18 protein-coding genes are annotated in these 23,131 nt (G+C 60.4%); 14 read left to right on the forward strand and 4 right to left on the reverse strand.

Going from position 1 to position 23,131, the window contains the following annotated elements; all coding sequences use genetic code 11:
- The first annotated feature begins 6 nt into the window (after positions 1–6).
- Positions 7–954 carry a ubiquinone anaerobic biosynthesis protein UbiV gene (gene ubiV / locus ACZXDY_RS14045; RefSeq protein WP_464345902.1) on the forward strand — a complete coding sequence of 316 codons (948 nt, stop codon included), beginning with the start codon at positions 7–9 and terminating at the stop codon, positions 952–954.
- 18 nt (positions 955–972) lie between these two features.
- Positions 973–1,326, forward strand: coding sequence for a hypothetical protein (locus tag ACZXDY_RS14050; protein ID WP_464345903.1), 354 nt, complete (start codon positions 973–975; stop codon positions 1,324–1,326).
- A 50-nt stretch (positions 1,327–1,376) separates the two neighbouring features.
- On the opposite strand, the gene ACZXDY_RS14055 is transcribed toward ACZXDY_RS14050, so the two are convergent.
- Entirely contained in the window at positions 1,377–2,099 is a 723-nt protein-coding gene (locus ACZXDY_RS14055; protein WP_245287334.1) for a Crp/Fnr family transcriptional regulator, read from the reverse strand.
- Positions 2,100–2,286: 187 nt separating this feature from the next.
- On the opposite strand from ACZXDY_RS14055, the gene ACZXDY_RS14060 reads away from it, so the two are divergent.
- The 7 genes from ACZXDY_RS14060 (at position 2,287) to ACZXDY_RS14090 (ending at position 7,980) form a co-directional block, all read left to right on the forward strand.
- A complete protein-coding gene (locus ACZXDY_RS14060; protein WP_464345904.1) occupies positions 2,287–2,937 on the forward strand; it encodes an alternative oxidase in 651 nt (216 codons plus the stop codon).
- Between the two features lie 46 nt (positions 2,938–2,983).
- Entirely contained in the window at positions 2,984–3,379 is a 396-nt protein-coding gene (locus ACZXDY_RS14065) for a putative zinc-binding protein (protein ID WP_080663785.1), read from the forward strand.
- Positions 3,380–3,388: 9 nt separating this feature from the next.
- Entirely contained in the window at positions 3,389–3,703 is a 315-nt protein-coding gene (locus tag ACZXDY_RS14070) for a hypothetical protein (protein ID WP_464345905.1), read from the forward strand.
- Between the two features lie 174 nt (positions 3,704–3,877).
- Entirely contained in the window at positions 3,878–4,804 is a 927-nt protein-coding gene (locus ACZXDY_RS14075) for a lactate/malate family dehydrogenase (RefSeq protein WP_464345906.1), read from the forward strand.
- Positions 4,805–4,984: 180 nt separating this feature from the next.
- Positions 4,985–6,331 carry a cytochrome-c peroxidase gene (locus ACZXDY_RS14080; RefSeq protein WP_464345907.1) on the forward strand — a complete coding sequence of 449 codons (1,347 nt, stop codon included), beginning with the start codon at positions 4,985–4,987 and terminating at the stop codon, positions 6,329–6,331.
- 58 nt (positions 6,332–6,389) lie between these two features.
- Positions 6,390–7,154 carry an ABC transporter ATP-binding protein gene (locus ACZXDY_RS14085; RefSeq protein ID WP_464345908.1) on the forward strand — a complete coding sequence of 255 codons (765 nt, stop codon included), beginning with the start codon at positions 6,390–6,392 and terminating at the stop codon, positions 7,152–7,154.
- Entirely contained in the window at positions 7,144–7,980 is an 837-nt protein-coding gene (locus tag ACZXDY_RS14090) for an ABC transporter permease (RefSeq protein ID WP_051396810.1), read from the forward strand. The genes ACZXDY_RS14085 and ACZXDY_RS14090 overlap by 11 nt, the downstream gene beginning before the upstream one ends.
- 80 nt (positions 7,981–8,060) lie before the next feature.
- Here ACZXDY_RS14090 and ACZXDY_RS14095 read toward each other — a convergent pair whose 3' ends face one another.
- Complete coding sequence (locus ACZXDY_RS14095) at positions 8,061–8,417, reverse strand: hypothetical protein (RefSeq protein ID WP_464345935.1); 357 nt, start codon at positions 8,415–8,417, stop codon at positions 8,061–8,063.
- 627 nt (positions 8,418–9,044) lie between these two features.
- On the reverse strand, positions 9,045–10,373 hold the full coding sequence (locus ACZXDY_RS14100; RefSeq protein WP_464345909.1) for a glycosyltransferase family 4 protein: 1,329 nt from the start codon (positions 10,371–10,373) through the stop codon (positions 9,045–9,047).
- A 903-nt stretch (positions 10,374–11,276) separates the two neighbouring features.
- Here ACZXDY_RS14100 and ACZXDY_RS14105 point away from each other — a divergent pair.
- From ACZXDY_RS14105 to ACZXDY_RS14115, 3 genes are all read left to right on the forward strand, one after another.
- Positions 11,277–12,149 (forward strand): hypothetical protein, encoded by an 873-nt coding sequence (locus tag ACZXDY_RS14105; protein ID WP_464345910.1) that lies wholly within the window; start codon positions 11,277–11,279, stop codon positions 12,147–12,149.
- 65 nt (positions 12,150–12,214) lie between these two features.
- A complete protein-coding gene (locus ACZXDY_RS14110; RefSeq protein ID WP_464345911.1) occupies positions 12,215–14,671 on the forward strand; it encodes a glycosyltransferase in 2,457 nt (818 codons plus the stop codon).
- The gene (locus ACZXDY_RS14115) at positions 14,668–17,016 is read left to right on the forward strand and encodes a glycosyltransferase family 2 protein (RefSeq protein WP_464345912.1); all 2,349 of its coding nucleotides are present in this window, start codon (positions 14,668–14,670) and stop codon (positions 17,014–17,016) included. Before ACZXDY_RS14110 ends, ACZXDY_RS14115 begins: the two co-directional genes overlap by 4 nt.
- A 233-nt stretch (positions 17,017–17,249) precedes the next feature.
- Here ACZXDY_RS14115 and ACZXDY_RS14120 read toward each other — a convergent pair whose 3' ends face one another.
- Positions 17,250–18,224 carry a Hint domain-containing protein gene (locus ACZXDY_RS14120; RefSeq protein WP_464345913.1) on the reverse strand — a complete coding sequence of 325 codons (975 nt, stop codon included), beginning with the start codon at positions 18,222–18,224 and terminating at the stop codon, positions 17,250–17,252.
- A gap of 179 nt (positions 18,225–18,403) precedes the next feature.
- On the opposite strand from ACZXDY_RS14120, the gene ACZXDY_RS14125 reads away from it, so the two are divergent.
- Positions 18,404–19,432 (forward strand): helix-turn-helix domain-containing protein, encoded by a 1,029-nt coding sequence (locus ACZXDY_RS14125; RefSeq protein WP_464345914.1) that lies wholly within the window; start codon positions 18,404–18,406, stop codon positions 19,430–19,432.
- Positions 19,433–19,693: 261 nt separating this feature from the next.
- Positions 19,694–23,128 carry a tetratricopeptide repeat protein gene (locus tag ACZXDY_RS14130; protein ID WP_464345915.1) on the forward strand — a complete coding sequence of 1,145 codons (3,435 nt, stop codon included), beginning with the start codon at positions 19,694–19,696 and terminating at the stop codon, positions 23,126–23,128.
- Positions 23,129–23,131: the final 3 nt, after the last annotated feature.

Genomic DNA, 23,131 nt, shown 5'->3' on the forward strand with positions numbered 1-23,131 from the left:
GGTTTCATGCAGCTCAGCCTCGGCCCAGTTCTTTACAATTGGGCGCCCGAACGCTGGCGCGACTTCTACTTTCGCATTGCGGACGAAGCGCCGGTCAACACCGTCGTGATCGGAGAGATCGTCTGCTCGAAGCGATCGCCCTTCATCGCTCCACATCTGCCTGCGGTCGTTGAGCGGCTCCGTGCCGCCGGAAAACAGGTCCTGCTCGGCTCCCTGATCCTGACCTCGCTGCCGCGCGAGCGTCGCCAGATGTCCGAACTCGTCAACACGGCAGAGCTCCTGGTCGAGGTGAACGATCTGACCTGTCTCAAGCCACTTGTCGGTCGCCCTCATGCGATCGGTCCGTTCATCAACATCTACAACGAAGCCAGCGCCGCGTTCCACGCCCAACGCGGAGCGACACGAATCTGCCTGCCCCCGGAGCTGCCGCTGTCGTCGATCGCGGCGATTGCGGCCGCACTTCCCAACGTCCTGATCGATATCTTCGCCTTCGGCCGGGTGCCTCTGGCGATCTCTGCCCGCTGCTATCACGCACGCCTTCACAAGCTGACAAAAGACAATTGCCAGTTCGTTTGCGAGCAGGACCCGGATGGACTGATGCTGAAGACGCTCGATGGCGCCGAGTTCCTGACGGTCAACGGCGTTCAGACCCTGTCGTCCACCTGCGCCAACCTACTGGGCGACGCCGAAGCCTTGCGCGAAGCCGGCGTCGGGTCATTCCGCCTCTCGCCACAGCATTGCGACATGGTCGCGGTCATCAGCATCTTCCGCGCGGTCCTTGATGGCCGCGAGGATGTGGAGAGCGGAACGCGACATCTCGCGCAGCTTTATCCGGACGTGCCATTTTCCAACGGGTTTCTCCACGGAAGAGCCGGCTTTCTCTCCGTTGCACCCGATGCCCGGTCCGGCCAGCCACACCAATTCCGCGAACCGATTAAACCGCACATGCTCTAGCAACCTTTGGGGCCTAATATGGCGATTGCAGCACGGCGCCTACCGCAGGACGGAACCATCGATGTCGTCAACCGGCTGCGGCATGTTCTCACGCGGGTCAACCTGGACTGTACGTGTCAGGATTCTCTGGCTGGGGCTCTCGATCGATTTGCGACGCTTGAAAAACGCCGCTTCTCCCGGCGGCAGCTTGTCCAGGCACGCGACTGCAGAAATCAAATCGCTGCCTTTCTATCGCTTCTATCCGAGCTTGACGCGCTTACCGAGAGCGAACCCGACCGAACCGTGTTCAGAGAGATGGAGCTTGTATTTTCCGAAATCGTCGATTGCGCCTTCGCCGGGGTCTTGGCATTGCGGCAAATCGCGATGGAGTAGGTAGTCACGCGCCGCAGTGGGACACGCTGTTTTCGGACTCGGAGCCAGAACTATTCTTCCTCCTCGTCTGCGATGGCCACGAGAGCATGCGGCTTGCACAGGACCACGCGGCACCGCCCGCAACTGACGATGCCCCGCTCCTCCCAGGCGCTGAGCGTCCTGCTGACGGTATGCAGGGTGGTTCCGACCATTTCGGCGAGGTCACGACGGGATAGCGGAAAGGCGATCTCGATGCCGCGCGCAGTTCGGCGACCCGACTGATGCGCCAGACGAAGAAGGGTATGACCAATCCGACGCTCGACACGTTCGGTCGACAGTTCACGCAGACGGATCTGCATCTCGTGATACCGGCGGCCCAACAGCGTGAGGGCGTTGATGGCAACAATGGGATAACGCTCCATGATCTGTCTGACGATGGCACTCGTCCAGCCGATCAGATGGCTGTCGTCCACCGCGGTCACCGTGCCGGGATGGGTATCACTGCCCACAAGTGCCGCATAGCCTGCGACCTCTCCCGGACCAATATAGCGGATGATAATCTGCTGACCGTCCTGGGCCATCTGCGACGCCCGCAACCGGCCCGCGATCACGACAAAAAGGGATGTCGTGCGGTCGCCCTGTTGAAGCAGGATGTCGCCGGCGGCGAGCCGCCTTCGTCCCGCTGACGCCTGAAGGAATCGGAGCGCTTCCGGAGAAGTCCCCTGAAACAGTTCGGTCCGGGCGAAAAGATCGAGGTCCGGAGAGTAATCCATGCCGCCGACTTCATGCTGCACATCTGGCGGTGTACCTCCGCTGTCACATAGTAGTGTGGGGCAATGCCCTCCAATTTGAGCCAGCGCAAATAGTTGGATCGATTATTCCCGATAATGCCAAGGCTTGTCCTACAAGAGGAAAGCCCCTGCCCGCCGACCCAGAGACGGGGCGACTGATGCCGAGGCGTGCCCCAACACCGGATCGAAAATGCTGCTCGTCAACAAGACGGATCTGTTTCGACATCACCTACCAGACACTCTGGCTGACCGGATTGCGCTGGGCATCGTGCGCGCGGGCGCATCGATGGCCGGCGCCCTCTTTGGCGGGCGATACGGCCATCGTGTCGTTGTGCTCGAGACCGTGGCCGCGGTCCCGCCGATGGTCGCCGCAACGTTGCTGCATCTCAAATGCCTGCGCCTAATGCTCGACGATCGCGGCTGGATCCGGACCTTCATGGACGAGGCGGAGAACCAGCGCGTTCATCTGATGTCGTTTATTGCGCTGGCTCAGCCTCGCGCCTGGGAACGTATCCTGATCGCCATCGCGCAAGCGGCGTTCTACAATGCTTTTTTCATTCTCTACTTGATATCCGCCCGGACAGCCCATCGCCTGGCCGGATATTTCGCCGAGCAAGCGGTCCGGGGTTACTCGGAATACCTCATTCGGCTCGGATCTGATGATCGCAGCAGCGACGCGGCACCCGCATCGGCCATCGCCTATTGGAATCTACCGCCGGATTCGGATGTCACTGACATGATCCTCGCCATGCGCGAGGATGAGGCCATCCACCGCGACCTGCACCATGCCTTCGCCGACGCGCTGGCGGCAGGTCAGGCATTTCCACGCGGCAACGCCTGAGGCGATTTTTCTGGCTCAATTGATGACGTGCGAAAAGGAACGGCAAATGGCGCGACGAACCGATCTGCCCCTGGTCTATTCCTGCTCTGGCTGTTCAAGCGCCGCTCAGCTGGCGAACCATCTCGCGATCCGACTGGATCGAACCGGGAAAGCGGAAATGTCCTGCATCGCGGGGGTCGGAGGCGACGTTCCTTCGCTTGTACGAGTTGCGACCTCGGGGCGGCCAATCGTCGCGATCGATGGCTGCGCGCTCAAATGTGTTCAGAGTTGCCTGGCGCGACACGGTGTCCAACCAGCAAGCCATTACGATCTCACGCAGTTCGGCGTAAAGAAACGATTCAGGATGGACTTTGATCCTGCTCAAGCTGACCAGCTATTCGAACGCATCGCCGACGCTCTGCCAGAGCGATTCACCGAAATGGTCGTCGAGAATCGTACATAGTTCCAGGCCATGCACGATCCGTCATCGACGGCATCCGGCCGTATACCCAGCGGCTCTGGCGCGAGCTTCCACCTGCTTCCAAGTGGCGCTTCCCGCGTCGATCCGCTTTGCATCGGCATCGAGACCGGCGCCGATTGTGCGATCGTCAATCGCGACGGCGTTCCGTCCCGGCGGCTATTCGCCGTGGGTCCGCTCGCCCGCGCCGCCTTCCGGGAGATCATTGCGATTCCCGATATCCGCACTCAATGCTCCACGCTGGCCACCCTGCTTGCCGCCCAAGACGAGGAGCGGCAGTTCGAGCGTATCGGCGCGCAATCGCCTTAGCTGGTGAATTCATCCGCACGACGGACTGTCGTCTGCCACACGCGTCAGCACTTTCGAATAAGCACGACGCTTGCGCTGAAGCGCCGGTGCATTCGCTTTATCGCTCAGCACGCTGCTACTATACTGACGTGGCGGAAGGGCGTGTGTCCGATACCTGCGCTGGAGCAATAGAGCATGCGAAAAGTCGGAATTGTCGGGGCTGGCGCGGTCGGCGCCGCCTGCGCAATGGCGCTGGGTCTTCGGCGCAGTGCGGACGAAGTCGTCCTCGTGAACAGGACACAGGCGAGGAGCGTCGGGATCGCCACGGATATTACGTATGGAGCGGCGATGGGGGACGTGACCGCCGTTCGAAGCGGCGACATCGCGGATCTGACTGGTTGCTCGGTCGTTCTCCTCACTGCCGGCGTCAACGAAAAGGCCGGAGGCGCAACCGATCGGAGCGACAAGGAAGGCCGGCTGAAGCTCCTCACCGCCAACGCCAAGATTTACCGGGAACTCGTTCCCGCCATCGTCGCTGCTGCGCAGGACGCGGTGATCATCGTCGTGACCGATCCACCTGACCCGCTCACCGATATCGCCCGCGCTGCTGCCGGGCATGAGCGCGTGTTTGGCACCGGGACGTTCCTTGACAGCCTGCGCTTCCGGACGCATCTCGCCCGTCACTTCGGCGTTGCTCCGACCGCCGTAGATGCCTTGGTGCTTGGCGAACATGGCACTTCAAGCGTCTTTCTCTGGTCCTCCGCGCGAATTGCCGGCAGTCCAGTCGAAGCACTTCTCGATCGGCCGGCGGAGACGAAAGAGCAGATTGAACGGGATGTCCGGCAGGCCAACATCACGATCATCGAGGGCATCGGTGCCAGCCAGTACGGGATCGGAATCGTATCCGCGCGGATCGCCGAGGCGGTTCTGCGGGATGAGAAGGTTATTCTTCCGGTATCGAGTCCCCAAAAAGCATTTGGGGTCAGCCTCTCCCTACCCTCGGTGATCGGAGCAGCCGGCGTCGAGCGCGTTCTCACGCCGCAGATGAGCCAGCAGGAAGAGGCAGCGCTACACGCAAGCGCCCGGCGCATCGCGGACGCGTCCACTCGTTTGAAGCAGTAGGACGATCGCTTCCGGCCGCGCGTTCGTTCGGACAAACCTGCGTGCGGATCGGAAATACAGGCCACCGCCACACGTTTACCGCAATAGCGGTGCCTTGCGAATGCCGAAGGGACGGCCGACCGCCCGCAAGGTCGTGCCTCGCCTCCTCGCGAGGACGAAGTTGCCCTGAATCCACCTTCTTTGGAATATCTGCTCAGCGCAACGGCAAAGGCATATCGGATGCGCGCCACGTCATTCGCGGCCTTGTTACTCCTGTTGCCTACGCTGTCGGCGACTGCGGCTTCGACCGTCAGCGAAGATACCAGCTTCGGACCACCGCCGGCGCTGGAGCCAGGCAAGGCGCCCCCACTGCCCCAACCGGGGCCGCTGGCGGAGCCCCGCTCCTCAAATCAGGTCGGCTTTCCCGCGGCGCTGACGGCATCGGCAATCCCACCAGCCAGCCCGCTTACGCCTGCCGCGGTTGCGTTGGGTGAGAAACTGTTCTTCGACGCCCGCCTGTCGGATGACGGCACCGTCGCCTGCGCCACATGTCACGATCCGGCACGCGCCTTCACCGATGGACGGCCTGTATCGATCGGGATCGATGGCCGCGCCGGTCAACGCAATGCGCCAACGATTCTGAATGCGCTCTATAACAAGACGCAGTTTTGGGATGGCCGGGTCGATACGCTGGAGCAGCAGGCGGCCCTGCCGATCACCAACCCGTTCGAGATGGGTTCGTCCAGTATCTCCGCTGCCGTATCCCGGATCGCCGGCGATAAGGACTATCAGGTGCAGTTCATGCGGGCCTTCGGCCGGGACGTGAACGAACAGGATATGCTGCGCGCAATCGCGACCTATGAACGGACATTGGCGTCTTTCGATTCTCCCTTCGACCACTTCATCACCGGAGACGCCGGCGCGATCAGTGACTCTGCCAAACGCGGCTGGGAATTGTTCAATACCAAAGCCCGCTGTAACCTCTGCCACGCCTTGGCGGACGATAGACGCGATGTGACTGTTTTCACCGATAACGATTTTCATAACATCGGCATCGGAATCCTCCGGCACCGCGTTGGCCCCCTGGCGCAGCAGGCGGAACGCGAGCTTGCACAAGGACGCCTGCCGGATGTCGACACCGCCGCGATCGCGAGCGATATGTCTGTCCTTGGGCGTTTTCTGATCACGAAACGGCAGAACGACATCGCCGCATTCAAGACACCTGACTTGCGCAATATCCTGGTGACGGGACCTTACTTCCACGACGGATCGATGCAAACGTTGTGGGACGTCGTCGATCACTACAATAAGGGTGACGGCCTCACCGATCCCTGGCTCGACGAAGACATCCAGCCGTTGGCCATGACGGAGGCAGAGATTGATGATCTGGTCGCATTTCTTGCTTCACTGACAAGTTCTCCCTACAAGGAGGCCGGCGACCACGAGTACGCGCGGCAACTCGCGTTATCCAGGGTTGATCGCCCACAGCGGGACACTGCGCGGGCTTTCGGCCCGAAGCCGTCGCAGCCGAAGCCGCCACCATTTTGATGGGATCGCAAGTTTAGCGTACCAGGATTGATCAGCGCATTGTGTCGAAAGAGGCCCTGTGACAAACCCTGCCCTATCGAACGATCCCGGCGAGGCGGCAGCGTTCGCGCACGCGCCCGGCCAAGGCGAGAACCGTCCCAAGCCAGGGATCGCGATGCTCGAGACCAGGCATTTGTCGCGGAGCGTCGGACAGCGGCTGCTCGTCAATGATGTCAGTGTGCAGGTCTCGGCTGGTGAGATTCTCGCCGTCGTCGGCGCGAGCGGAGCCGGGAAGTCGTCCTTCCTGCGGCTGCTCAACCGGCTGGACGAACCCACGGCCGGCACGGTTCTGCTGGCGTCCACCGACTACCGGTCAATTGCGCCGCAAGAGTTGCGGCGGCGGGTCGGCATGGTCATGCAGACGGCCTTTCTATTTCCCGGCACAATCGCTGCGAACATCGCTTTCGGACCGCGCCAGCGCGGGGAAGTCATGGCTCCGACGCAGATCGCAACGCTGCTCGAGCGGGTCGGCTTATCCGGATTCGCTGACCGTGACGTCGGCAACCTTTCCGGCGGCGAGGCCCAGCGCGTGGCACTGGCTCGAACGCTGGCAAATGCTCCTGAGATTCTGCTGCTCGACGAGCCGACCTCCGCGCTCGATGAGACGTCCGTGCGCGGGGTCGAGGAGCTCATTCTCGGTATCATCCGAGAACGGCGAATGGCCTGCGTGATCGTCACGCACAACCGTGAGCAGGCCATCCGTCTCGCAGACAGAACCACGATCATGGAAGCAGGCCGACTTGTCGCGATCGGCGCAACCAGGGAGGTGCTGCATGCTGACTGAGCTGGAGAGCAGCATAGGAAGCGACGTTCTGATGGGCCTTGCCCAGGCCGCCGGCGCCATCGCGCTATGCGCAGCCGTGGTGGCGCTTTGCCGGTGGCACGCCGTCCGCGTCGAGCGCGAGGCTGCCGTGTCGATGGCGCGTGGCCTCGTGCAGATGGTTCTCGTTGGGATGGTGCTGGCGGTGTTGCTGCATGGCAACTTGCTGATCGGCACGCTGATCTTGTTGATGATGACGGTCGCCGCGGCATTCACGGCTGCTCGCCGCCTCCAGGGATTAGAAGGCGCGCTGTTGCTGTGCTTCTGGGCAATCACCGCCGGCGCCGGAACCGTGATCGCGGCGATGCTTGCGACCCGGAGTCTTCGGGCCGACATTGCGATCCTCGTCCCTGTCGGCAGCATGATCATCGCCAATGCGATGAATGCATGCGCGCAAGCCGCAGAGCGCTTCCGGGCCGAGATCGTCGCCCATGTCGGACAGATCGAGGCAGGCCTCTCGCTGGGCGCGGAGCCCCCCGTTACGGTTACGCCTTATCTTCAGAGCGCCGTCTATGCGAGCCTTCTGCCTCGACTCGATATGCTGAAGTCTCTCGGTTTGGTGTGGATCCCCGGAGTCATGGCCGGCATGATGGTCTCCGGCGCGAGTCCGGTCTATGCCGCCATCTACCAATTCGTGGTCGTAGCCATGATCCTGGCTGCGTCTGGGATTACCGGTCTCACGGCTACCCTCCTCATGCGGTCACGCGTGTTCACCTCGGCAGCGCAGTTGGCGCTTCGGCCTGCGGAAGCGTCAACGTCGGGCCCGGCGGCGACGCGGGCTCATCCATAAGTCGGACAGGCTCGGTCATCACACCCTGCGCAAACCCGTTCGGACTCGTCGGCGCGAGCTGGTCGAACTGCTCGACTAGATCAACTCATGCTGCCAGGCATGAAGCATCGCGGTTTCGGATGACCATCTTGATAATAGGGCCACACCATGGTCCGACCCGAGAGGTTCGGCCCATCTACGACAGCTTCCCTGGGAACGTCGACCCATTCGCCGTCGATGCGCACCCGATAGTGACCATCCTTGCTTTCCCAATCGGCGTCATCGACGCGCTTGGCATCTGTGCCATCACAGCATGGGCCCTTGCCGCTGTGCAGGCTCTCATACCAACGGTTCAACTCGGGGTGCCCAGAATCGTGAGCGCGGGCGGACCCGAATGTAAAAATTGACAGCACGACAGCAAGAATAAGAAGCGCTGGCCGCCTGCAATCCGTACTCATTCCAAGACTAATCCGTGCTGTGATCATATCCGATACCCAACTCCAGTATGCTGGTCGCGAGGCTCGCAAATCACGTGCCACCAGGTCACTGGTGCAGCACTAATTTTGATCTCCGCGATGATTATTTTGCGGGCAGGCTGATCGCATTCAGAGTCTCCTCGTTGCGATCGAAAACAATCGCTGCGCAACGATCGGTGACGAACGTTGCGAGCGCCTCCCTATGCCAGCCACATCATTGTTCTGCTCTTCGTGGAGATATGACCGACGTTGTCTACGTCAATTATATGATTTCTCTCATACCATCACGTTGCCGAGAGAAGTTACACTCATCGCGCCTGACTTCGCTGGGTTGTCAGCGGATACGGCGATGTTCGTAGTCGCTCGCGATCGATTGATCGTTCGGGTCCGACATCATCACGCCTGTGTCACCGCGAGAACGAACTTCTCGAAATAAATGTGCCGTCGACCAGCCAAACGTAGCGACATGCCTGCGACCGCGATCAACCGTTTCGGATGGCCTGCACACATAACGGTCGACGTCGCCATTTTTCGGTGCGTCGGAAAATAGATGTCCTGGATAGAGTCCCGCGTGCCGCGCGGCCTACGAAGGGCCAGCGCCCTCTTCGCCTACATTCCCAGTCCCGCCGCGGCGGACGATTTCCGGGAAGCACGCTTGGCGCCTTGCGGCAAGTCTGACACCGAGCGTCCCGGCCAAAAGTTCCGTGGCGATGACATCGATGGCAACTTCAGATCGAGAAGGCGACGCATTCGCGGTATGCAGACCTGCTCTGCGTCATAGTGATCGATAACGAAGCGGCGGGCGGCCTGTCTCATTGACGAGAACTTGGCGGGTTCCTGCAACGCCTCAATCACGCGCTCGGAAAGTTCATCGACCGCAAAAAAAGGAACCAGCAGCCCGTTCTCGCCGGAACTGATGACCTCGCGCACTGGCGGCGTATCAGACCCAATCACCAAGCAACCGGCGCTCATCGCTTCCAGCGCCGACCAGGACAGCACGAAGGGATAAGTCAAATAGACATGTGCCGATGATACCTGGAGCGCGGAAATGAACGTCTGATATGGGACGCCACCCATGAAATGAACACGTGATAGATCCAACTGATCGCGGACCTCATCGAGGAAGATCGACTTCCAGGTCTTGCCAGCCGGCGGAGGAAGTCCATACGACAATCCATCCCTGCCGATGACGACGATCTGCGCGTTGGGTCGCCGCCTGAGGATTTCGGGGAGAGCACGCATAAAGACGTGATAGCCTCTGAGCGGTTCGAGATTGCGTACGACAAACGTTACAATCTCGTCCGACGATCCCACTTCCCGGCCGTTCGGCAGCATGAGGCGCGTCTGCGGATTCGGTCGCACCCGCGATGTATCAATTCCTTCATGAATCACTTCGATCTTGCTTTGATAATGCGAGGGAAAGGTCGATTGCTGCCAAGTGGTAGGCGAGATTCCAAGGTCGCAATCTGCCAGCGCTAGCAATGTCGTCGCATTCTTCAACTGCAGTCCGATATGACCATCCAATCCGGACATCGGAAATTCCGGATCGAATCCGATGTCCCGCCCCTCGGCCCCGTAAAAGAACTCGCAATAGACCAACAATCTTGCCTTGGGGAACATCGTGCGCAGTGGCAGGGTCTCTCCCCATCCCGGATGGGCCAGAATCAAGTCGGGCGCGAAGCCCGACGCCGCCAAGGTCGAAAGACTGTAAAGCACTTGCTCAGCGCGGCGGCACTCAAGGTCGAATCGCCTGGCGAAGGGATGGGTTCCGGAAACATCTGCTTCGGGGAGCATATATTTAATCAACTTAACCGAAGGCATCGGCTGCGCGCTCGATGCACCGACAGCAACGAGCTCGAAGCCGGGTTCGTTAGCCAACGCGGCCGCCAGATTGCGGTACTGTGCCGGGAAGTTATTGTGAACGAATAAAATCTTCATCGACGATGCTGTGGCCTGTCTGCTTCAAGCTGTACGATCAATGTAGAACGAACTGAAGCTTGCGCGTCGTGGTTATAGCAAGAATTTTCTGTAGCGAAGGCATCAATCGCTAATCGCCGAACGATAGTTCGGCATTCGCACTATGTAATGACAAAGTTCCCTATGATTAGAATGCTGCAATTCTGCATCAGCAAAAAGCTTTCGTTCGATCTGACATCTTCCTGCCCCAAAATTCGTCGATTAGTCGCAACTCCATGCAACTTTTGGTTTTGCTTTGGGCATCCAAATGTTGAAACTCAGTGTAGTCTCAGGAATGCAAGGGCAAGCGTGTGGGCAACGCTATGAAATTCAAACGACCTCCTTCCGACTGCCAACCGCAAATCCAGCATCTCGATCTGAGCAGCGCTGAGAACATCGCCGACTCCATCGCACTGCTGAGAGATGAAAACGACAGGCTCCGGCGGATGGTGGCATTATTGAGTGCAGAGACTGAGTATATCCGTCGCTCTCTCTCGTCATCAGTATCCACTCATTGGCGCTCGTCCTCACGCTTGAGGGCACTTCCTTGACTTGCCGTTCCTGACGGAGCAGGTGTCTTGCTGTGGATAACCAGCTTCGCGCTTCCGCAAAGTCGAGTTGGCAGTCACATCATTCTCGCCTCAAGCGTCTTGGATGGCTCTCTCCGCTGCGTTTCGGCGCGCCGGAGCACGTCCGGCTGCAACACCCAAGATTGAAACGCGAAAAGACATGAATTGCGATCTGTGGTTGCATGGCCTGCTTAGCCATTTGCCCGAAGTTTGTTGAGCTCGCGATATCAAACATGTCTAACTTTTGGGCGACGACATATGATATGCTCGCTAACAGAAGTAGATTACAATTGTTACGATTTGTTCGGGGGTGTTGATGAGCGACGCTGAGCAGCAAAAAGTGGTGAACCTCGACCGCGGACTGTTCTTCGTGAATTACAGGAGTGCGGAAGACTCCCTCTCTCCACCTCATGTTACGGTCGCACCGGCGCCGGGCCACGAAAGACGGATGGAGATCATCCTGCATCCTGACGCGACCGAGCCAACCCTTTGGGAGCCGAATTCCGGCTTGGTTGTCCGAGTCAACACGCCCGGCACTTTGCAGGTCCAAGTCCAGCCCGTGCGACTTGGAGGATCGCAAGCCGCCGTGGTTCGCATCGAACCGATCCAATCCGGCCGAGCCCGCGTCGTCACGGCGCAAAGCGAAAGCCTGGGCTTGCATGCCAATGCCACGACGGAAGGCCTGAAGGTGCTTGGCCATGTGGCGGGTCGCGGCGACGTCACTGTCGGACCCAACGCATGGATTGCAGGTCCAACGGCACCGTCCCGCGTGGAAGGGGTGGCCCTGGAATGGCCGGAGAAGCCGGTCGGTCTTGATATCCGCTATGCGGTTCAGTTCGCCAACGGTCAGGCCGGGAGCGGCAGAATGGTCCCGCTCGGCGCCTACGCCGGTACACGCGGGCGGGCCCTGCCCATTACGGGCGTGGTCCTGGAAATGAGCGGCACCGACGAATTGGAGTTCGTCGCGGAGGCAGGGTTCCTGAACGCACCGACCTTGCGCGCAGTCGGCAAACGCGTGGTGCTGTCGGGTCCGACCAATCGCGAACCTCTGGTTGGCATTCGCATTGGCATCGAACGGATTGCAGCCGCGGAACAGGTCGCGGCGCCTGTGAAGCCGCGAAAGCCTGCCGGTTCGGGGCGGGTCCGTGTGTTCCGCAGCCGGCCGCGCCAAGAGAGTCCGGTTACCTGAAGCGATCCGGACACTCAGACTTCGGAGCGCCGGCAAGCGACCGCAATCGGTCAGGGCACGGTTAAATGGTTCTCGGCACCATCATTGGCGCCCCAGCGCTCGTCGGACCTCGCTCACATATCGCGCTCGAGCGCCTGGCGGCGCAGGCGCTAACCGCTCAGGACTTTATCGCAGCATTCAAATATGCGGATCGACGCTGCCGTATTGAACCGCCGCCGGCCGCCCATTGCTTCATTCTCCGCGCGGAGGCGAACTGGAAGCTGGGACGCGGCGAAGCGGCGCTTGCCGACCTCACCGAAGCGCTTCTTGTCGATCCTTCCGACGTCGGCGCCAACCGTCGAATGCTTGCCTGGGCCACTGACGATCGGCGGCGGGTCGCGGCTGCCAGTCTGATAAGCCGTGACGGCAATCCGGCGATCCTGCGAGCTGCCATCGCCGAGCTTCGGCGTGCCGGGAATCGGCACTGGGCCGCCTGTTCGGTGTTTGACAATCATGTGACAGGTTGGATCGCCTGGACCAAGGCGGCCACGATCGAAGCGAGCCTTGCGACCGAAGACGGCACGTTAACGAGCCTTCTCGAGCCCAATTCATTTCATCCCTTGGCCAGCAGGGACGTTCAGGCGACCGCCTTTCTCGTTAGGCGGCCACCATCCAGGACCCCTCAGACGCTGACATTGAAATTCGACGGCGAGATCTTCCAGATCCGGCGGCTCGCCCCCAACCAGTCTCCGCAGGCGCGGGTCCGAGCACACGCGCGTCCCTCCGCTCCGCCAAGGCCACGCACCTCCGCCCCCACCGTCATCGTTCCTGTCTATCGGGACGTCCAAGCAACGATCGACTGCTTTGAAAGCCTCGTTAAGGCAAGAGCTTCGCCTGCGTCGAGAAAAGAGCCGTTCCGCATTCTGGCCGTCGATGATGCCAGCCCCGAGGTGGAGTTGCGACGCTATCTCCAAGAGCTTGCTGCGGCCAACACGATCGACCTCGTTGTGAACGCGGTAAACCTTGGCTTCGTCGGAGCGATCAATCGTGCGCTGGAGCAGCTGCCGACGGGCGACGTCGTGTTGCTGAACTCCGACACCGTCGTAGCACCCGGCTTTGTTGATCGATTGGCGGCGGTGGCGCGTTCGGCACCGAATATCGGGACGGTCACGCCGCTTTCCAATAATGGCGATATCTTTTCGTTCCCGATGCCGAATGACGTCAATCCGATGCCGAGCTATGAGCAAATACTCGAGATCGATCGCATCGCGGGCATTACCGGCGCCGGCGATGCAATCGACGTCCCAAGCGGCATCGGGTTTTGTCTCTATATCACGCGCGCCTGTCTCGATGCCGTAGGCGGGCTGTCGGAAACGTTTGAGCGCGGCTATCTCGAAGATGTCGATCTCTGCCTTCGCGCGCGCGCCAACGGCTTTCGCAACGTTTGCGCGCCGTCGGTCTATGTCGGGCATCACGGCTCTAAATCCTTCCAGCACGAGAAGCGAAGCCTGGTGCTTCGCAACCTGGGCGTTCTGGACCAGCGATTCCCGAACCATCGGAACGAAAGCCGCGCGTTTGAGAGCGCCGATCCGCTACGACCAGCGCGCGCAGCACTCGAGCGCGCGCTGCCCTGGTCGTCAGAACCGTCCGTGCTGATCGTCGGCAATCAACGCTCCTGCGCAGCCATAGCTGAGGAGCGAGCGCGCCACCTCCGGCAGCATGGCGAGCGCGTGCTTCTGCTCTTGCGAGAGCGCGATGTCTTCCATCTCAAGGCCGCGGACGGCACGAGCCCGCAATCGATTCATTTGAGGCTCGGCACGGAAACGGACATCGCCGACGCCGCCGAGCTCTTTAGACGGCTGCATGCAAAACGCGTCGACATCGTCGAGCCGAATCCGTTGCTGGAACTGATCGATCTGATGCGGGCACTCAACCTTCCGCTCAATTTCTGGTTGGTGAGAGGAAACCTTGGCGAAGCGGCCGTCTCGCTTCCCGGCGGGACGCCCCTCCTCGTTCCCAGCAAAGCGGCCAAGGCTTTTGCCCAGGCTCGGTGGCCCAAACGCAACATTGTCCTCCAGGATTGGCCAACTCCCTCGCTCGACCTGCCGCCGTTTTCCGGCTCGCGAAAATCGCTTGTGATCGTTCCCTCTGCGCCCTCGCCCGTATCCTTGCGCATCATGCGGAGCCTGGCGGATTGCCTGCATCGGCGGAAACCATCCCGATCGATCGTTATCGCTGGCACGACCTATGACGACGATCGGCTGATGTCGTATCCAAATGTCTTCATAACCGGCGCGGTTGCAGCCGGCGAGCTTGGCGATGTTCTGGCACCGCATGATCCGGGCTGGCTGCTCACCGATTTCGAAGAACCAATATTCGGCCATCCGCTGATTGAGACTGCAAAGCAAGCTTTAAGACCTGTCGCATATCGCGACTGGTCGGGCGGATCGCCCAGCCCGCGCAAAGGTGACCTTGCCCTTCCTGCCAATGTAGACGAGGCAGGACTTGTCGATGCGGTAGTCGATTGGGTCGAACACTCATGAGCATCGCGCGCGTCATCCACACCGCACCGGCGGCCAAACCGAAACTGATCAGCCGGCTCGCGCTCGCTCACGACAGTACTGTGTCGGGCTTCGTTTTCGATCCCGAGGCTCCCGAGCGCCGCTTCACCGTCGATATCCTGCTCGATGGTCTGGTCCTGAGAACGGCCTACGCCGATTCCCTCGTCCCGGAGCTCTTTGAGCAAGGACTGGATGGCGCTTACGGATTCGCGGTGACACTCGAACCGGACCTGCTGCGCGCCGCGAGCGTCCTTGAGGCACGCCTCGCCAATCTTGGAACTTCCATCGGCCATCCCATCGACCTGGAGAATGACAGCGCACTTGTCGATCTTCGACCGACCAGCGAATTGCGCTGGCTGGGTGGTTTGCATTTCGAAGGCTGGATCGACAGCGAAATCGTCGCCACCCTTGAAGCGATCGTCGATGGAGAAACCGTCGCACAGGTCCGCGCGACGGCCTGGACGCACATCGGCGACAATGCCAATGGGCAAGGATCCCGCAACGCCCGCGCTTTCGATTTCCATGTCCCGCAGCGCTTCGCCGACGGACGTGTCCATAGGATTGGATTGCGCAAAGAGGACGGCGAGCAGGTTCCGGCAACGGCAGTCTTTGTCGCGTTTCCCGATGGCCTTGCCAGAATGATTGACGCGATCGGAGGGCACGGCGCCGAGCGCCTCCGCGGCAAATTATACGATCAGCTGATTCCGGCCTCGCTTCCCCTCGCCGACTATGCGAATTGGCGCGATCGCTTCCCGTTGCCGGAACCGCAGACGAGCCGGCTTCAACTGGCTGTCGTCATCGCCGGCACCGACGGAACTCAGCAAACGCTCTCCACCCTGGAAACGCAGAGCCACGAAAACTGGACCGCAGGCGTGATCGACGGTCAGCCGCTTTGCATCGACAGTGACGCCCTCCTGGAGTTTCTCGAAGACGCCGCATCCGATGCGCAACACGTCGTCGTCACCATGGCGGGCATGTCGCTCGAACCGAACACGCTGGCTCGCATCGCAGCCGCATTCGACGCCTATCCGGATGCTACGGCCGTGTACGGCGATCTTGACTTCCTCGCCGGCGATGGCCGGCTGTGGCCGCTTGCGTTTCCGGCGTTCGACTACGAGAGGATGCTCGAGCAAGGGTATTGTGCGCACCTGTTCGCGGTCCGACGAGAAGCGCTGCTTGCCGGGCTTGAGGCTCGTCCCGACAATCTCTATCGACTTTTCAACTGCCTGCTCGACCATACCGATCCACCACAGGCGAACATCCTGCACTTGCCGGGAGCCTTGGCGACGCTACCGAAATTCAATCGGGTGAATGCCGCCTCTCGGCTTTCCGCCGCGAGCCACATGCATCTGCGCGCGCGCGGCATCGGGGCGGAGGTGAGCCAGCAGCCAGGCAATCTCTTCCCCGCGGTCCGAATCAAACGGCCGATCGCGCACGAGCGGGCGACCGTGATCATCCCGACCCGCGACCGCCTCTCGTTGTTGCGCACCTGCCTTGATAGCATTGCGCCGGCGGTCGAGCGCTGCCGTGCCGATATCCTCGTCGTCGATAATGATAGCGCCGACCCGGAGACGATCGACTATTTCGCAGATCTGCGCCGACGCGGTATCCGGACTTTGCGGATTGAGGGACCGTTCAACTTCGCACGGCTCAACAATCAAGCTGCCACGATGCTCGACAGTGACGTCTTATGTCTGCTCAACAACGATATCGAGGCAAGCTCGGACGACTGGCTTGAGGAGATGCTGACGCGGCTGGCCGAACCGAACGTCGGTGCCGTCGGCGCGCTCTTAACCTGGCCCGGCGGCGTTGTGCAGCATGGCGGCGTCGTCTTGGGAATGAACTTCGCGGCGACCCACGCATACACCGACAGATTTGGCGATGATCCCGGTTTTGTTGATCAGCTACTCGTCGCGCACGAATGCAGTGCGCTAACCGCGGCCTGCCTCGTGACCCGACGAAACGACTATCTTGCCGTCGGCGGAATGGACGAAGCTCGCTTCGCGGTCGCATTCAACGATGTCGACTATTGTCTCCGCCTGCGCCAGACCGGAAAGCGCATTGTCTTCACGCCGCACGCGAAGCTGGTCCACGCGGAATCCGCCAGCCGAGGCAAGGACGATCGGGCGGACCGCCGAGACCGGTTCGAGCGTGAGCTCAGTCTGCTTCGCGCGCGCTGGGGCGAGTTGCTCAATGACGACCCGACCTACAATCCGCAGCTCTCGCGCGATGGAATCCCCTATAGCGGCCTGGCTTGGCCCCCGGGACCGCGCGACCCCAGGTTCAACAATCTTCCTCCTGCACGCGACATACCGCCAGGATTTTAGCGGCATCGCAGGCCACAGCATCAAGTTCGCCCTAGAGCGCGATGACTTTTCTTATCGTCATCCCGCTCTAGCTCTTGGTTTGAGCGTGATCTTTTCGGAAAACCGGTCTCCACTTTTCCGGATCACGCTCTAACCGCCGCCCCGACGACGTCGGCGAAAGGATATCGCCCTTTGCACGGACGGGTCGGACGGCGGCCGTCTTGTCTCGATCAACGTTGAGGCTTCAACAAATCCTACGCCACCTCGACGGCAGTTTGGCTGGCGCCGATCGCTTGCACCCGGGCGGCAAGCATAATGCGCGTCCGAACGGGCACCTGACGCTGCGACTTCGCGCGCGGGTATGGCAACTCCCTGACCGATTTACCGTTTGGATAAAGAGCTTCGTGCTCGGCCCAATTGTCGAAATGCAACCGCTCGATGTTGTCGACGAACGTCTCGGCCGGCGTGCTCTCGGCGAGAATCAACGAGTGATCCTCGACCTCCACATGATAATAGGCGAAGGTCGTCGGTACATTGTGCTCTCGGACGATGGACGTGCCGTTGACTAGCGCGCTCGCCTGAATCAGAGCACCATCGACGAGGACCGCATGGTCCGGCGAAATCAGGAGATCTCGGGAGGGCACGCCCTCAGCCAGTGCGCCGGCCTTGATGCGGATCGGCAGGACGCGCATCTTGTCGGCGAACCTCGTCGAAACCGTCTGAATACCGAGCCAGTCGACTGTCGCGACTCCACCATCCTGAGTTAAGACCTGGTCACCGCGCGTCAAAGTCTCGACAAGTACTTCGCCTGCCGGCGTGCCAATCAGAGTACCGGCCATGAAGCAGATGGTCGTACTGCCGCTGGTAATGGTCACATCACCGTTATGCCCGTTCAGCTTGCCCGAATACTGGGTGTCGGTCAAAAAAAACGAACGTCCATCGCCGTCCAGGATGATAATCCCGCTGATCGTGTTGCCGTGATCCTGAACGGTCGCTGCGCCAACGAAAGTGTATTTTCCCGTCTCAAGATCACCCAAATCAGCGCCAATCTTCGCGACCTTGATCTTGTCGCCGGCAAAGATCTCACCGCCGTTCGGATCTTTGACCTTCACGCCGCCTGCCACGTAATCCACAAAATCGGTCTTCGGATTGGCATCGTCAATTCGGTAGCTCGCCTTACCGCCGTAGGCCAATGCATAGGCGTAGTGAAACGTCTCGCTAGTCGCCATCGAACCCCTCGCCCTGAATGTTATGGATAAGTTAACATTATAAAGACACGTTAGCGTTCCGATAACCTTTGCGCAATCCGGAAAGGGGCCGCTGAGACGGTTCGGCAAAATATTGCGATAATCTGCAAATTCGCTTATCGATCATCACTGATAATATTAGCTTTGAAAGATAATTGGGAATGATGATTAGATCGTACCGGTGGAAGCCAGCCGGTGATCAGGAAGAAGCGCAGACATGGCTCGCCACCTACCATCCCATTTATGTAAGTAATAAAGTCCCCCTCCTCGGCCCCGGAGGATCGCAAGAGATTTGGGCCGGTCGAATCTTTGTGCTTAGCCAGACTAGCTGCGCGCATGCCGAGCTGGTCCGGGGGGCAACGGCGGTCTCAGGCCGCGCAGTCGATCACTTCGCCCTCCAAGTCGTGATGGGCGGCTTTGTTGAAATGCATCATCATGGAGGCACGGTGACTGCCCGCGCCGGGGATTTGCTTTTGTTGGACCTTCAGGCGCCGGTTCGGCTCATCCGCGGCACCGATAACGGTCCCAGTGCTGACCTGACGCTCTGGATACCACGAGCGAGCCTGCCGGCGAAGTTCGCGGATCTGACCGCCAGACATGGCACGCTGGCCAAGGCAGCCGCCCCGGGCGCCTCCGTGGTCTCCGCAGCCTTGCGGGCCATGCTTGCACAGGTCCACCTGGTCACTGCCGCGGAGATGGATGAAATCGCGTCGGGCATTGCGTTGCTGGCGGTACAGATACTGACCTTGGAGGCGAGACGCAATTCAGCCGTTGAACCTTCGGATTCGCTGCCTCTCGACAGCTTTGTCATCATCAGTCGCTACATTGAGAATCATCTTGCGGCGAAGGACCTGAGCGCCGACAGTCTGGTCAAGACGTTCGGCCTATCCCGAGCCTCTTTATATCGTCTCTTTGAACCAACTGGCGGTGTTGCATCCTACATCCGCGCACGCCGCCTCGCCCGCGTTCAACAGGAGATCACGGCTGGGGGACTCGGCAACAGACGGATAGCCCCGATCGCCTACCGCTACGGATTTCGTAGCATTCCCGCGTTCAATCGGGCCTTTAAGAGCACGTACGGCCAAACGCCCCGCGAGGCGCTCACGGCGAAACGATCAAGCTTACCCTCCCCCGCTGGCTCGTCTCACGCGTTGGGACAACTTGCGCAATGGCTCTTGGACGTTTCGTGACAATCTTGCCGCGATAAATCCGGCCGTTGACAATTCCTCTTTGCGGGACGACGACTGCAGCAATAGCCCGCGCAACCGATGTCGGTTCATCTACGCCAGCGGATAATGAATTGCGTCGCCCTCCACGATTAAGCCGTCTTTTTGAGCTGCTTTTAACAAACGGTCGTTGTTGTTTTAGCCGCCCGATCGTAGGCATGCACCCGTCGTTTAGCTGATTATCTGTCGCTTTTCTGTCATGTTCGATCTTGAAGACCGTTTCGCTTGGCCGATGCGCTCGATCTGTCCAATTCAAACGCTGGAGTCACACCCAGCATGAATGACGGACAGCCGGCAAAAATGCTTATCGAGCAAGGCCGGCGAATTCGAGCGACGGGGGATCGCACAGCTTCACTCGCCGCATTCCTCAGGGCGGCGGAGAGCGACCCTTCCAATGTCATTGCAACCGTTGAAAGCGGCTATGATCACCTGCATCTGACACAGATCCCTCAGGCACGCTCCATGTTCGAGCGCTCGCTCGCGCTGGATCCAGATAACAAGCCGGCCTTGATCGGCCTCGGTCATACCCTGCGACATCTGCGGGAGTTCGAAGGTGCCGCGCAATCGTTCCAGCGAGTCCTGCAACTTGAGCCTGGCCATGCCGGTGCCAACGAAGGACTGGGCTATGCACTGAAATCCTTGGGCAGGAACGAGGATGCGCTCGCAGCATTCCAGGCTGCAGCCCGCGCCAATCCGAGAGACATCAGACCACATATTGAAGTTGCGCACATGCTGCGCGATCTCGGCCAGAACGAGGAGGCCGTCACCGCGCTGCGTGATATAGTCGCGCAAGACCCCAATAACACTGCCCATCTGTTGACGCTTGCGCGTTTGTTGCGGCAAACTGGCGCGGCAGTCGAAGCACTCGACACTTTCCGAAAGCTTGCGGAACTCGATTCCGCCAATCTCGGCTTCAGAATCGAGCTTGGGCATCTTCTTCGTGAAACCGACCTCATCGACGAGGCGCGGGACGTCCTTGAAAAGGTTCTGCAGGAGGCGCCTCTCAATATCAGCGCGCTGAATGCTCTCGGGTGGACGTATCGCAAGGCAAATTCTCTTGAAGCTGCCCAGGTCTGCTTCGAGAAAATTCTTGAGATCGAACCAACCAATGTCGGAGCTTTGCACGCGCTCGGTCTCGTCGAACGGCAGCGCGGCGGCCATGAAAATGCGCTCGTGCTGTTTACTCGCGCGAAGGAAGTCAGCCCAAAGGCCTTCCATATTCGCCTCGAGGTTTGTCACTGCCTTCAGAACTTGAAACGCTTCGGCGATGCCATCGACGAATTCAGAGAGGTTCTGCGCGAGTGGCCCCGAAGCCGCGAAGCTCATCTTGGCCTCGGTTATGCCATGCGCGCTTCCGGCAAGGTCGAGCAGGCACTGGACGCGTTCGACGAAGCCGCCCGCGATGATCCCTCCCACCCAAACGGCTTGATCGAAGCGGGACATACTCTGCTCCGTCTTGGTCGACCAGCGGAGGCCGAGCAGCGGTTTCGCGGCGCGCTCGATCGATCACCAGGCAACGCGGCTGCGTTGGTCGGTCTGAGCTATGCCCTCCGCCGCCTTGGGCGCGCCGGCGAGGCGGAAGAAGCTTTACGTCAAGCTCTTCGCCGGGAGCCTGGCAATCACGGTGCGCGTATCGCGCTGGCGCACCTTTTGGAGGCTGGATACCGCCTCGAAGAAGCCGCCGAACTTTTGCTGGAACTCATCTCCAGACAGCCGGAGCATGCCGACGGTCTCGCCGCGCTGGGCAATATCCGTCGGCGTCAGGGCGATCGCGAGCAGGCTTTGGCGTTTTTCCGCCGAGCTTCGAAGGCGGATCCGACGAATATATCTCGCCTGACCGAGATCGCGATCGAGCTTCGCGACGTCGGGCGGTTTGAAGACGCCGAAATGCTGCTCGATAAAGTCCTCGCCGTCAGTCGGGCCGATGCGCGGGCATTGCTGCAGCGCGGGCAACTGCTGCGTCGCCAGGACCGCCGATCTGAGGCTCTTGCCGCCTTTTCGGAGTTGCTGAGGCTTGACCCAAACAGTGCGCAGGCGATGGTCGAAGCTGCCGCCGAAGAGCGTGCCCTTGGCCGCCCGAATGTGGCCAGGCAATGGCTGGAAAAGGCATTGGATATCGAAGTCGATCACCTCGACGCGCTGCTTGCTCTGGCCGACATCGCCTCGCAGAGTGACGATGCTGATACGGCGCTTGCGCTGTATCGGCGGGCTGGCAAGTCGCATCCGACAAACGTCTGGGCTCGGCTGGGCGAAGCGCGCGTCTGCTTTGAGCTTGGCGAGCGCGATCGGGCGTTCCAGGTCGTGACGGCGGCGCGCGAGTGCCTTGGCCCTCACCCTGAAATTGCGGGCGTCGAGGTTGAGTTTCTCAGGCATATGCGCGACTGGACGAGGGCTCAGGAAGTGCTCGATGAGGCGCTCGCCGAAGCATCGCGGCCGAATTTCTGGTTGTGGTCCCACAAAGTGCAGATTGCAACGCTGACCGGCCAGTACGACGCTGCCGCGCGTCTCCTGCAACAGGCGCCGGCATCGGACACGGTCGCTGAGGCCCGCGTGGCCCTGCTCGGCGGACAGCTTGCCGAGGCGCAGTTCCGCTACGAAGAGGCGATTTCGCTTTACCAGCAGTCGATCCGTTTGAATTCCGGAGATACCTGGTCGCACTTCGAGCTCGCCCGCGCCGCCCTCATGAATCTCGACGTCGATGTCGCCCGTGCCGCGCTCGGCGCCTTCATCCAAGTCAGCCAATCGTCATTGTTGCTGCGCGGGCAGTCGCTCAGCCCATCGCAGAACCATGTCGGCCAGCTGCTCGATGAATTTCTGCTCGATAGTGAGGCTCTGGCGACGCTGCGCCGCATCCGCCTTCGTCCGCCCGATTCGCAATTCGAACCGTTGAGGGAATTGATCAGGCAACATCCGGACTATACGCCCGCAGCGATCATCGCCGCGATCGCGCTGCGCCAGACCGGCCAGTTTCAGCAGGAAGCAACTGTCCAAAGCTCCCTGAAACGTACCATTCCCTCTACGATCGCGCAGTTCTGGGATGTTACGCCCCCGGAGGATGTCCGCGACCTAATGAAGTCATGGCAAGAGCTTCATCCGACGTATCAGTGGACATGTTTTGACGACCAGAAGGCGGTTGCGTTCCTGAACGAACATTACGGACGCGAGATCGTAGACGCCTATTTTCGCGCGCCACTCCCTGCACAAAAGGCGGACATCTTCCGTCTGGCATTCCTGGTTGCTCGTGGCGGAATCTATGCCGACGCGGACGATCGTTGTCTGATGCCGGTCGACAGCTTCATTCGACCCGATGCGACGCTGGTTGTTCATCAGGAAAATTACGGTTCCATCGGCAACAACTTCATCGCGGCAACGCCCGAGCATCCGGTGCTGGCTCGGGCGCTGGAGCTTGCTGCGGCGGCTATACGCCGCGGTGATCGCGACCTCATCTGGCTATCGACCGGTCCCGGACTGTTGACTCGTGCGTTTGCTCAAGAGTGGGCGGCGCAGCGGCCGGTAGGCCTACTCCGAAGAACGCAGGTGATGAACCTCGGAGAGCTGCAGCGCTCGGTCGGAATCCACTGCCCGGTCCGCTATAAGTCGACCGAACTGCACTGGAGCCGATCGGCCTTCGCACAGAAGGCCCTCCGCCGGCGAGGGTAAATC

Source organism: Bradyrhizobium sp. LeoB3 (assembly GCF_055456055.1).